Genomic DNA, 11607 nt, shown 5'->3' with positions numbered 1-11607 from the left:
GTCAGCCAGCCGCCAAGGCTGCAAGCACCGACTGGCAACTGCGCTGCGTGTATTGCCTGAGCACCGTACGAATCTGCACCAGGTCACGTGCGATCACCGCTTCGAGCAGCTGGCCGAACAGGGTCAGGTACTCGCTCATTTCTGCCTTGCGCTGTTCAAGCGCGAGAAAGTAGAAGCGGCTCATGGACGGCTGCAGGTTCTCGATGGTTTCTTCCAGATAAGGATTGTTGGCAAACGGATAGGCCGCGCGCATGACGTTGAAGCTGTCCTCGACGAAGGACTTCACGTCCCGGCGCTCGCAACTGGCGATCAGCCGCTGCTGAATTTGCATGAACGGCGCCAGTTCGACTTCTTCCTTCCAGCGTTCACCCACGGCAATCGCCAGCAGGATGTAAAGCTCGCTCATGAGCGCGCACAGGCTTTCGACGTTATGCGGGGTCAGCACCGACACTTGGGCGCCCCGACGCGGCAGGATCACGATCAGGTGGCGACGCTCGAGGATGAGCAGGGCTTCGCGCACAGAGCCGCGGCTGACGTTGAGGGCGGCCGTGACTTTCTGTTCCTGAATCCGCTCGGCAGGCTTGAGGTCGCCGCGAATGATGCGCTCGGCAAGGTGATGAGCGATTTGCTCCGCGAGGCTGTCCGGTGCCTTGAACGTCATGTCTTTCCTTTAAATCCGTAGCTGCACACAAGCGGCGAAGTGTATCGCACTGCATCCCACTGGCGCAGGGCCACTTGCACGGAAACTGGCACGAAATAAGCAAAAGTTTGAGCACCGGACCACAGATTGATTGCAAGCGGCCTGCGCCGCTAATCGTCAAGGGAATAAAAATCATGCTTTCTTGACCAGCAGGTCAGAGAATTATTGACCCGATAGTCAGAGCTGATAAATTCATCGACACGCTCTATTACATCTTCACGACAGTTTTCAAGACACCTGTTGCTTACACCTCTATTACAAGAACGACGAGGCACGCCCGTGATCCAGTTTTTACTGAACCAAACGCTGAAGACCGAGCACGCTCTGGACCCCAACATGACCGTGCTCAATTATCTGCGCGAGCACGTGCACAAACCGGGCACCAAAGAAGGCTGTGCCAGCGGTGACTGCGGCGCATGCACCGTGGTGGTCGGCGAACTGGCGATGGACAGCGAAGGCCATGACACGCTGAACTATCGCAGCCTCAATTCTTGCCTGACCTTTTTGGCCTCGCTGCACGGTAAACAGCTGATTAGCGTTGAAGACCTCAAGCACCAGGGCCAACTGCACAGCGTGCAGCAGGCGATGGTCGATTGCCACGGTTCGCAGTGCGGGTTTTGCACGCCGGGGTTTGTCATGTCGCTGTTCGCGCTGCAAAAAAACAGCACCCAACCCGATACCGCTCAGGCCCATGAAGCGCTGGCGGGCAACCTCTGTCGCTGCACCGGGTATCGACCGATTCTGGCTGCGGCAGAACAAGCATGCGGCCAGCGCACGCCCGATCAATTCGACGCCAACACAGCGCAGACCATCGCCCGCCTGAAAGCCATCGCCCCCACCCAGACCGCCGAGCTCAACAATGGCGACAAGCGCTGCCTGGTGCCGTTGACCGTCGCCGATCTGGCCGATTTGTACGACGCCTATCCGCACGCAAGGTTGTTGGCCGGCGGTACCGACCTGGCGCTGGAAGTCACGCAATTTCATCGCCCGTTGCCAGTGATGATTTACGTCGGCAACGTCGCCGCGATGAAGAAAATCGAAAATTTTGAAGACCGCATCGAGATCGGCGCGGCTACAGCACTGACCGATTGCTACGGCGCGCTGAGTGAGCAGTACCCGGATTTCGGTGAATTACTGCACCGTTTTGCGTCATTGCAGATTCGTAATCAGGGAACATTGGGCGGCAACATCGGCAATGCGTCGCCCATCGGCGACTCACCTCCGCTGCTGATAGCGCTGGGGGCAAAAATTGTCCTGCGCAAAGGCGACCAGACGCGCACCCTGGCGCTGGAAGATTACTTCATCGATTACCGCGTCACGGCCCGCCAGGAAAGTGAATTCATCGAAAAAATCATCGTACCCAAGGCCAATGCCAAGCACGCGTTTCGCGCCTACAAGGTGTCGAAACGGCTGGACGATGATATTTCGGCGGTCTGCGCGGCATTCCGCATTCAGGTCGAAAACGGCGCCATCGTTGATGCACGTGCAGCATTCGGCGGCATGGCAGCGATCCCCAAACGCGCTGCTGCGTGCGAGCAAGCGCTGATCGGCGCACCCTGGACTTCGGCCACCGTGGAGCACGCCTGCGCTGCATTGGCCGAAGATTTCACACCGCTGTCAGACTTCCGGGCGAGCAAGGAATATCGCCTGCTCAGCGCACAGAACCTGTTGCGCAAATACTTTATAGAGCTGCAGACACCCCACATCGAGACGCGGGTAACGGCCTATGTCTAACCATGCCCCCCAAAAGACGCAGGAAGAAATGGTCGCCCTGTTTCAACAGGACCTAACCACCGGCGTCGGCCGCAGCGTCAAGCACGACAGCGCGGACAAACACGTCTCGGGCGAGGCGGTGTATATCGACGACCGCCTTGAGTTTCCCAATCAGTTGCACGTCTATGCGCGCCTCTCGGATCGCGCCCATGCGCGCATCATCAGCGTCGACACCGCGCCGTGTTATGCCTTCGACGGCGTGCGCATCGCGATCACTCACGAAGACATCCCTGGCCTCAAAGACATTGGCCCGCTGCTGCCGGGCGACCCGCTGCTCGCCATCGACACCGTTGAGTTCGTCGGCCAGCCGGTGATTGCCGTCGCCGCGCGAGACCTGGAAACCGCACGCAAGGCGGCGATGGCCGCGATCATCGAATACGAGGATCTGGAGCCGGTGCTCGACGTGGTGGAGGCGTTGCGCAACAAGCACTTTGTGCTCGACAGCCACACCCATCAACGTGGCGACTCAGTGGCGGCACTCAACAGCGCGCCACGGCGCATTCAAGGCACGCTGCACATCGGCGGCCAGGAACACTTCTATCTGGAGACGCAGATATCCTCGGTCATGCCCACTGAAGACGGCGGCATGATCGTCTATTGCTCGACGCAAAACCCGACCGAAGTGCAGAAACTGGTCGCCGAAGTGCTCAACGTGTCGATGAACAAAATCGTCGTCGACATGCGCCGCATGGGCGGCGGTTTCGGCGGCAAGGAAACTCAAGCCGCCAGCCCTGCCTGTCTGTGCGCGGTGATCGCACGCCTGACCGGCCAGCCAACCAAGATGCGCTTGCCGCGCGTCGAAGACATGCTGATGACCGGCAAGCGCCACCCCTTTTACGTCGAGTACGACGTGGGTTTCGATGACACCGGCCGCCTCCATGGCATCAATCTGGAACTGGCGGGCAACTGCGGTTATTCGCCGGATTTGTCAGCGTCCATCGTCGACCGGGCGATGTTTCATGCCGACAACTCGTATTACCTGGGCGACGCCACGATCAACGGCCATCGCTGCAAGACCAACACCGCGTCCAACACCGCTTATCGCGGCTTCGGCGGCCCTCAAGGCATGGTCGCCATCGAGGAAGTGATGGACGCCATCGCCCGCCATCTGGGCAAGGACCCGCTGGAGGTGCGCAAGGTCAATTACTACGGCAAGACCGAGCGCAACGTCACCCACTATTACCAGACCGTCGAGCACAACATGCTCGAAGAAATGACCGCCGAACTGGAAGAAAGCTGCCAGTACGCCGAGCGACGCAAAGCGATCATTGCCTACAACGCGCACAGCCCGATTCTTAAAAAAGGGCTAGCGTTGACGCCCGTCAAATTCGGCATTTCCTTCACCGCCAGCTTCCTCAATCAGGCCGGCGCGCTGATCCACATCTACACCGACGGCAGCATCCACTTGAACCACGGCGGCACCGAAATGGGCCAAGGCTTGAACATCAAGGTGGCGCAGGTCGTGGCCGAAGTGTTCCAGGTGGATATCGACCGCGTGCAGATCACCGCGACCAACACCGATAAGGTGCCCAATACTTCCCCGACCGCAGCGTCCAGCGGCACTGATTTGAACGGTAAGGCGGCGCAGAACGCGGCGGAAATCATCAAGGCGCGGCTGGTTGAGTTTGCGGCGCGGCACTACAAAGTCGAGGAAGCAGCAGTCGAGTTTCGCAATGGCCATGTGCGTGTCGGCGAACAGGTGATCAGTTTCGAGACTCTGACGCAGCAGGCGTGGATGGGCCAGGTCTCGCTGTCGAGCACGGGCTATTACAAGACCCCGAAAATCTACTACGACCGCAGTCAGGCACGCGGACGGCCGTTTTACTACTTTGCGTTTGGCGCGGCCTGCACGGAAGTGATCATCGACACCCTGACGGGCGAGTACAAAATGTTGCGCACCGACATCCTGCACGACGTCGGCGCGTCGCTGAACCCGGCCATCGACATCGGCCAGGTCGAGGGCGGCTACATTCAGGGCATGGGCTGGCTGACCACCGAAGAGCTGGTGTGGAACGACAAGGGCAAACTGGTCACCAACGGGCCGGCGGGCTACAAGATCCCGGCCGTGGCGGACATGCCGCTGGACTTGCGCGTGAAGCTGGTGGAAAACCGCAAAAACCCGGAAGACACGGTGTTCCACTCAAAGGCGGTGGGCGAACCGCCGTTCATGCTCGGGATCGCCGCGTGGTGCGCGATCAAGGATGCGGTAGCGAGTATGGGTGATTACCGGCACCAGCCAAAAATCGACGCGCCTGCGACGCCGGAGCGGGTGTTGTGGGGCTGTGAGCAGATGCGGCGGTTGCAGTCGGCGACTGCAGACGCGATTGGCGTTGCTCACCAGTTAACGGTTTCGCCGGTTTGATTTATGTCGCTGGAAAGGAAGCCTTCGCGGGCAAGGTGGAGCGCCACCTTGCCCGCGATGAGGTCAGCGCAGACAACACAGACTTTGATCGTCGCAACAACGATCAGGAGACACACATGAACAACTGGATCAGTGCCCTCGCCGAACTGCAAACCCAAGGCGAAGCCTGTGTGCTGGTGACGATCATCGAGGAGCGTGGTTCGACGCCGCGCAATGCCGGCTCGAAAATGGTCGTCAGCGCCGAACGGCTTTTCGACACCATCGGCGGCGGGCACCTGGAATACAAAGCCATGGAGATCGCCCGCGAGATGCTCGCCACAGGCAGCCAGCAGACGCGCCTTGAGCGCTTCAGCCTTGGCGCCAGTCTCGGCCAGTGCTGCGGCGGCGTGAACGTACTGCTGTTCGAGCCCATGGGACAGCCGCAAGCGCAGATTGCGGTGTTCGGCGCGGGGCACGTCGGCCGTGCGCTGGTGCCATTGCTGGCCAGCCTGCCCTGCCGGGTGCGCTGGATAGATTCGCGCCAGCAAGAGTTTCCCGAGCACGTGCCCCAAGGCGTGACGGCCATCGTCAATGACGAGGTGACCGAGGAAGTCGACCGTCTGCCTGCTGGCAGTTATTGCATCGTCATGACCCACGACCATCAGCTGGATCTGGAGCTGACTGCTGCCATCCTCAAGCGTGGCGACTTCACTTACTTCGGCCTGATCGGTTCGAAGACCAAACGCGCCAAGTTCGAACATCGGCTGCGCAATCGTGGTTTCGACCCGGCATTGGTTAAGCGGATGCGCTGTCCGATGGGACTGTCCGAAGTAAAAGGCAAACTGCCCATCGAGATCGCCGTGTCCATCGCCGCTGAAGTGATCGCCACCTACAATGCCTCTTTTGACGAACAGACCGCAGGCGCCGAGCCGATTGCCAGGCTGATGCCAGTGTCGCGGCGTAGTCAGGCGCAGTAACTGGATGCCTGTTGCAGGCTCTGTAGGAGCGAATTTATTCGCGAGGCATTTGGGCTGATGACGATCCGCCGCCTGCACCGGCGCTTCGCGAATAAATTCGCTCCTACAGGTCATTTACCGTTTGTGAATTACTTTTGACGAGAGCCACATGACTACCGATTCTGCCAGCAAGAAAGCCTACCGCGCCTCAATCGTCCACAGCCTCGGCGACCCAGCCGAAGTGGCGGTGGAGGATTCTTACGCGTACTTCGAAGACGGCCTGATGATCGTCGAAAACGGCAAGATTTCCACCGTGGGGCATGCGGCCGATTTGCTGGGTACGCTTGGCAATGACGTGCAAGTGCTCACCTACAAGGACGCCCTGATCAGCGCCGGTTTCATTGACACGCATATCCATTTGCCGCAGACCGGCATGGTCGGTTCCTACGGCGAGCAACTTCTGGACTGGCTCAACACCTATGTCTTCCCCTGCGAGAAGCAGTTCGAAGATCCTGCGCATTCGGCCGAAGTGGCTGACCTGTTTCTGGAAGAACTGTTGCGCAACGGCACCACCACAGCGCTGGTGTTCGGCAGCCGGCACAAAGAATCGGTAGAGGCTTTTTTCAGCGCCGCCGAGAAGCTCAATCTGCGGATGATTGCCGGCAAGGTGATGATGGACCGCAACGCGCCGGATTACCTGGTGGACACCGCCGAGTCCAGCTACGTCGACAGCAAGGCGCTGATCGAACGCTGGCACGGCAAGGGTCGCCTGCATTACGCCGTCACTCCGCGCTTCGCGCCGACCAGCACGCCCGAGCAACTGACCCTTGCCGCAAAGCTGCTGAGCGAATACCCGGACTTGTACATGCAGACCCACATCAGCGAAAACCTGAAAGAGGTCGAGTGGGTCAAGGCGCTGTTCCCTGAGCGCAAGAACTACCTGGACGTGTACGACCATTTCAATCTGCTGGGCGAGCGCTCGGTGTTCGCTCACGGCGTGCATTTGTGCGACGAAGAGTGCGCGCGACTGGCTGAAACCGGGTCAGCGATTGCCTTTTGTCCTACGTCGAATTTGTTTCTGGGCAGTGGGCTTTTCAATCTGCCCATGGCAGAGCGGCACAAGGTCAATGTGGGATTGGGCACGGACGTGGGGGCAGGCACGAGTTTCTCTATCCTGCAAACGCTCAATGAGGCCTACAAAGTGATGCAGTTGCAGGGCGCGAAACTCAGCCCGTTCAAGTCGTTGTACCTGGCGACATTGGGTGGCGCCCGGGCGTTGCGGCTCGACGACAGGATCGGCAGTTTGCAGGCCGGTAACGAGGCGGATTTCGTGGTGCTGGACTACAACGCCACACCGCTGCTGTCGTACCGCATGAAGCAGGCGACCAGCATTGAAGAGCGGCTGTTCGTGCTGATGACGCTGGGGGATGACCGCACCGTCAGTGAGACTTACTCGGCGGGGGCGCTGGTGCACAAGCGTTGAGTGGAGTGCGGCCGCTTCTGCCGAAGGCGTAGGAGCCTGGCCGGGCGGCGTTCCGTTTGCCGGCGATCGGCCGGGAACCGGTCGTAGAACCTGAGCAAGCGGTGTTCTGATCGAACCGAGGTCGAGAGCTTTTGGGGCCGCTTCGCTGCCCATCGCCTGCAAGCAGGGCTCCTACGCCCTTCGGGCAGAAGCCAGACTCGCGCTCATTCAAACCGTCTGGTTACGTCCCGGCTTTTTCTTCGGCAGCATCAGGTGCGAGAACACCGCGTGCAGGTCGTCCGAAGCACTGTCTTCGTCGAGATTGAGCTTGCTGTCGATGTGATCCATGTGGTGCATCATCAGGTTCACGGCCAGCGGCGCATCACGCGCCTCGATGGCGTCGATCAACTGGGTGTGTTCGTCATAGGAGCAGTGCGAGCGATTGCCGCTTTCGTACTGCGCGATGATCAATGAGGTCTGGGAAACCAGGCTGCGCTGGAAGCTGATCAGTGGCGCATTCTTCGCCGCTTCAGCCAACTTCAAGTGGAACTCCCCGGACAGACGAATCCCGGCCCCACGGTCCCCTCTGGAAAAACTGTCGCGTTCATCACTGACCATCTTGCGCAGCTCGGCCAGTTGCTCGGCGGTGGCGTGCTCGACAGCAAGCTCGGTGATGGCCTTCTCGACTAACCGGCGGGCGAAGAACACCTGACGCGCTTCATCCACACTCGGGCTGGCGACCACGGCGCCGCGATTTGGCCTGAGCAGCACCACTCCTTCGTGTGCCAATCGCGAGAGTGCGCGGCGGATGATGGTCCGACTCACCCCGAAAATTTCGCCCAGCGCCTCTTCGCTCAACTTGGTGCCGGGCGCCAGACGCTGTTCGAGAATGGCCTCGAAAATATGCGCGTAGACGATGTCGTCCTGGGTTCCGCTGCGACCCGCCTTGACGGTGCGCGGCTGTTTCTTGAGAGGTTGCAACTGTTCGTTCATGGGCACTCGTGAGAACTGAATCCGGCGCAGGGCCGTGACTGTGATCGCTGTGGTCGAAGCAATACCAGATATAGCTGCAAAGTCACAGTAAAAGTAGTCGCGCATTGTACACAGTGCGCAAAGTCCTAACACGCATACCCCGGCCCCGTTTTTATGCACACAATCTGCATGATTCTCACAACAATGTTAAAAACATTATTTTCATTTTTTGTATACAAAAGCATAATTCGTGCCGCGTCCGTTTCTGACCTTTCAGTCAACAAATCGCACTGAAAAGAAGTCTCGACTCATGGAGCAGTTGGACGACGCCACGGACAGCATCCCGGCCATCGTCACAGCGATCATGATGCCGCTGACGTTTTCAGTCGCCGACGGCATTGCGCTGGGATTCATCACTTACGTGATGCTCAGGGCCGGTACCGGCAAACACAGGGAGATTTCGGTCAGCCTGTGGGCGCTGTGCGTGATCTTCATTGCCAGGTTTGTGTTTCTGTAAATCAATAGCCGGCGGCTGCGCCATTGCCACGCGGGTCAAAAGCACCTTCAAAACTGCCATTGACCAACCGCACCGCCGCCCCGGCATGCCAACCCTTTCCAGGCGGCCAGATCCGACCCGGCCGCCCTCTTTATAAGCGCACGCATCGCAGATAGATCAAGCCGCGTTGCCGAGGGTGAACTTCACGCCAGCTCGAACACAATCTCCTGAGCCCCTTCCCATAACGTCTTCACACCCAGCGCGCGCAAGTTTTCCTTGCCTTGCACCACGGTCAGAAAGTGATTGCCCGCCAGTTGCCCCATTTTGCTGGCAAAACAGCAAGATCCGTAGGCCACGAGAATCTCTGTTTCACTATAGGGACCGGGGTAGAAAAGAATGTCGCCCACGGAAGGATGACTGGTGTGATTCTCGAAGCCGATGGGCTGCTCGTCTTTTAGAAGTTGATACTCACCCAAAGGCATCCAGCAGCCCTCGCCACTCCAACGCACGTGAATAAGCTTCTGACGATAGGGCAGCAGGGTGAGAAACGCCGCGACAGTTTGCGGCGCATCGGGATTGGTTTCAGCAAGAAACTGATACCCGCCAGCGGTGATCTTAAGAGTGGTCATGCAACATTGTCTCCTCAGTGGGCATGGCGATGATCCGAGGCGCTGCGCCCCTAGCTCCCGCGATAGGTCGAATAACTATAAGGCGAAATCAGCAGGGGCACGTGATAGTGATCTTGCGCGGCGTCGATGCCAAACCGCAGTACCACCACGTCGAGAAACGCTGGTTCAGGCAGTTGAACACCCTTGGCGCGGTAATAATCGCCGGCATGGAACTGCAATTGATAAACGCCCGAGCGGTAGTCGTCGCCTTGCAACAAGGGTGCGTCGCATCGGCCGTCGGCATTGGTGACTGCCTGGGCGACTTTCTCCAGCCGCTCGCCGTCGACCCGATACAGTGCGATATGGATGGAGCTGCCAGGGCAGCCGTGCGCGGCGTCCAGTACGTGTGTGGTCAGTCGTCCCATGCTTGTCAGGGCCTCGCTTGAGATGTTGAAGTCAGTTGCGCGCACCCTTTAAGCGCGCGGTCGAGGCCGGCACGGTGCGAACGAGGACCGATTAAGACATTTTACAAAAAAGTTGTACACAATAAATATCGCTTTATAGCGCGCTCACGGCAGCGCGCTTCCGTCATGGCCATTTTTGGGAGTGCCGAGGAAAGTAAAAGCGTTTTTCGGCAGTTCCTGACCAGTCAGGCAGGTTTCTTGCAGGCAAAAAGCCCTAGAGAAATGCAAAACACAGGCTTACAAAACGATAATCAAGTTGTATACAATCCGCTCATCGCGGTGATTGAAGTCGAGCGGATCGCTGAAGGCACTACCGCCACCGCAACAGACAACACGCACAGAAGGAATCCTGCAGTGAGCGCCGACTATCCCCGTGACCTGATCGGTTATGGCAGCAACCCGCCCCATCCACAATGGCCAGGCAATGCCCGGATCGCGCTGTCGTTCGTGCTCAATTACGAAGAAGGCGGCGAACGCAACATTCTGCACGGTGATAAGGAATCCGAGTCGTTTCTCTCGGAAATGGTCGCCGCTCAACCGCTTCAAGGCGCGCGCAACATGAGCATGGAATCGCTCTATGAATACGGTAGCCGAGCCGGCGTTTGGCGCATTCTCAAACTGTTCGGGCAATTCGATATCCCGCTGACCATCTTCGCTGTCGCCATGGCCGCCGAGCGTCACCCCGAGGCGATCCGCGCCATGGTTGCCGCCGGCCACGAGATCTGCAGCCACGGCTATCGCTGGATCGACTACCAGTACATGGACGAGGCGCAGGAGCGCGAGCACATGCTCGAAGCGATCCGCATCCTGACCGAACTCACTGGCGAGCGCCCGCTGGGTTGGTACACCGGCCGCACCGGCCCCAATACGCGGCGGCTGGTGATGGAAGAAGGCGGCTTTCTCTATGACTGCGATACGTATGACGATGACCTGCCCTACTGGGAACCGAACAATCCCACCGGCAAGCCGCATCTGGTGATTCCGTACACGCTGGACACTAACGACATGCGCTTCACCCAGGTCCAGGGTTTCAACAAGGGTGACGATTTTTTCGAATACCTCAAAGACGCTTTTGATGTGCTCTACGCCGAAGGTGCCGAAGCGCCGAAAATGCTTTCCATCGGTCTGCATTGCCGCCTGATTGGCCGCCCTGCCCGACTGGCTGCGCTGCAACGTTTTCTTGAGTACGTCAAAGGCCATGAGCAGGTGTGGATCACCCGCCGCGTCGACATCGCCCGTCACTGGCACACCGTTCACCCGTTCAAACCTCAAACAGGCGCTGCCCAATGAGCCGCTTCAAGACCGTCACTCCCGCCGCATTGAACCGCGATGCGTTTATCCAGACCTTTGCCGACATCTACGAGCATTCGCCCTGGGTCGCCGAGAAGGCGTATGACCTCGGACATGGCAGCGATATCGATAACATCCACGTGCTGCACGCGCTGATGAGCGACATTCTGTCGAGCGCTGATCACGCCTCGCAACTGGCTTTGATCAACGCGCACCCGGACCTTGCAGGCAAAGCCGCCGTGCGAGGCCAACTGACCCAGGCCAGCACTGATGAACAGGTCGGCGCGGGTATTCATCACTGCACGACTGAAGAGTTCGCGCGCTTCACCGAACTCAACGAAGCCTATAAAGCGAAGTTCGCGTTCCCCTTCATCATGGCGGTGAAAGGCAGCAATCGGCACGAGATCCTGGCAGCGTTCGAGACGCGCATTCACAACTCGACCGACGTCGAATTCGACTGCGCGCTGGCCGAGATCAACAAGATTGCCCTGTTTCGCCTGCAAGCCCTCTGACCCCTCTCCCACGCCAATCACTAAAAGGCAGAC

At 58.9% G+C, this 11607-nt stretch carries 10 protein-coding genes and 1 pseudogene; 7 read left to right on the top strand and 4 right to left on the bottom strand.

Annotated features, from left to right (window positions below; translation table 11 throughout):
* Nucleotide 1: 1 nt before the first annotated feature.
* Nucleotides 2–661, bottom strand: coding sequence for a GntR family transcriptional regulator (locus OYW20_RS09130; RefSeq protein ID WP_268800368.1), 660 nt, complete (start codon nt 659–661; stop codon nt 2–4).
* A gap of 318 nt (nt 662–979) precedes the next feature.
* Between OYW20_RS09130 and xdhA the strand changes: the two genes are divergently transcribed.
* The 4 genes from xdhA to guaD all read left to right on the top strand — a co-directional run bounded on the left by xdhA (nt 980) and on the right by guaD (nt 7253).
* A complete protein-coding gene (xdhA, locus tag OYW20_RS09125) occupies nt 980–2434 on the top strand; it encodes a xanthine dehydrogenase small subunit (RefSeq protein ID WP_268800367.1) in 1455 nt (484 codons plus the stop codon).
* Nucleotides 2427–4835 carry a xanthine dehydrogenase molybdopterin binding subunit gene (gene xdhB / locus OYW20_RS09120; protein ID WP_268800366.1) on the top strand — a complete coding sequence of 803 codons (2409 nt, stop codon included), beginning with the start codon at nt 2427–2429 and terminating at the stop codon, nt 4833–4835. The genes xdhA and xdhB overlap by 8 nt, the downstream gene beginning before the upstream one ends.
* A 116-nt stretch (nt 4836–4951) precedes the next feature.
* Nucleotides 4952–5791 (top strand): xanthine dehydrogenase accessory protein XdhC, encoded by an 840-nt coding sequence (xdhC, locus tag OYW20_RS09115; protein ID WP_268800365.1) that lies wholly within the window; start codon nt 4952–4954, stop codon nt 5789–5791.
* Nucleotides 5792–5939: 148 nt separating this feature from the next.
* On the top strand, nt 5940–7253 hold the full coding sequence (gene guaD / locus OYW20_RS09110) for a guanine deaminase (protein WP_268800364.1): 1314 nt from the start codon (nt 5940–5942) through the stop codon (nt 7251–7253).
* A gap of 207 nt (nt 7254–7460) precedes the next feature.
* On the opposite strand, the gene OYW20_RS09105 is transcribed toward guaD, so the two are convergent.
* The gene (locus tag OYW20_RS09105) at nt 7461–8225 is read right to left on the bottom strand and encodes a GntR family transcriptional regulator (protein ID WP_268800363.1); all 765 of its coding nucleotides are present in this window, start codon (nt 8223–8225) and stop codon (nt 7461–7463) included.
* 301 nt (nt 8226–8526) lie between these two features.
* Here OYW20_RS09105 and OYW20_RS09100 point away from each other — a divergent pair.
* A pseudogene (locus OYW20_RS09100) lies at nt 8527–8721 on the top strand (NCS2 family permease); the annotation flags it as partial.
* A 182-nt stretch (nt 8722–8903) separates the two neighbouring features.
* On the opposite strand, the gene OYW20_RS09095 reads toward OYW20_RS09100, so the two are convergent.
* Together OYW20_RS09095 and uraH are read right to left on the bottom strand one after the other, a co-directional pair.
* Nucleotides 8904–9329 carry a DUF3830 family protein gene (locus tag OYW20_RS09095; protein WP_268800362.1) on the bottom strand — a complete coding sequence of 142 codons (426 nt, stop codon included), beginning with the start codon at nt 9327–9329 and terminating at the stop codon, nt 8904–8906.
* 50 nt (nt 9330–9379) lie between these two features.
* Nucleotides 9380–9733 (bottom strand): hydroxyisourate hydrolase, encoded by a 354-nt coding sequence (uraH, locus tag OYW20_RS09090; RefSeq protein WP_268800361.1) that lies wholly within the window; start codon nt 9731–9733, stop codon nt 9380–9382.
* A 393-nt stretch (nt 9734–10126) separates the two neighbouring features.
* On the opposite strand from uraH, the gene puuE reads away from it, so the two are divergent.
* Together puuE and uraD are read left to right on the top strand one after the other, a co-directional pair.
* Nucleotides 10127–11062 carry an allantoinase PuuE gene (gene puuE / locus OYW20_RS09085; protein WP_268800360.1) on the top strand — a complete coding sequence of 312 codons (936 nt, stop codon included), beginning with the start codon at nt 10127–10129 and terminating at the stop codon, nt 11060–11062.
* Complete coding sequence (uraD, locus tag OYW20_RS09080) at nt 11059–11574, top strand: 2-oxo-4-hydroxy-4-carboxy-5-ureidoimidazoline decarboxylase (RefSeq protein WP_268800359.1); 516 nt, start codon at nt 11059–11061, stop codon at nt 11572–11574. Before puuE ends, uraD begins: the two co-directional genes overlap by 4 nt.
* Nucleotides 11575–11607: the final 33 nt, after the last annotated feature.

Source organism: Pseudomonas sp. BSw22131 (assembly GCF_026810445.1).
In the GTDB taxonomy this organism is placed as follows: Bacteria; Pseudomonadota; Gammaproteobacteria; order Pseudomonadales; family Pseudomonadaceae; genus Aquipseudomonas; species Aquipseudomonas huanghezhanensis.
The sequence above is the reverse complement of the archived record's forward strand: the minus strand, read 5'-3'. Positions and strand labels throughout refer to the sequence as shown.

Excerpts from the sequence above, each read along its gene's own strand:
- OYW20_RS09130 (WP_268800368.1), bottom strand. The coding sequence starts at position 661 with ATGACGTTCAAGGCACCGGACAGCCTCGCGGAGCAAATCGCTCATCAC.
- xdhB (WP_268800366.1), top strand. The coding sequence starts at position 2,427 with ATGTCTAACCATGCCCCCCAAAAGACGCAGGAAGAAATGGTCGCCCTG.
- xdhC (WP_268800365.1), top strand. The coding sequence starts at position 4,952 with ATGAACAACTGGATCAGTGCCCTCGCCGAACTGCAAACCCAAGGCGAA.
- guaD (WP_268800364.1), top strand. The coding sequence starts at position 5,940 with ATGACTACCGATTCTGCCAGCAAGAAAGCCTACCGCGCCTCAATCGTC.
- OYW20_RS09105 (WP_268800363.1), bottom strand. The coding sequence starts at position 8,225 with ATGAACGAACAGTTGCAACCTCTCAAGAAACAGCCGCGCACCGTCAAG.
- OYW20_RS09095 (WP_268800362.1), bottom strand. The coding sequence starts at position 9,329 with ATGACCACTCTTAAGATCACCGCTGGCGGGTATCAGTTTCTTGCTGAA.
- uraH (WP_268800361.1), bottom strand. The coding sequence starts at position 9,733 with ATGGGACGACTGACCACACACGTACTGGACGCCGCGCACGGCTGCCCT.
- uraD (WP_268800359.1), top strand. The coding sequence starts at position 11,059 with ATGAGCCGCTTCAAGACCGTCACTCCCGCCGCATTGAACCGCGATGCG.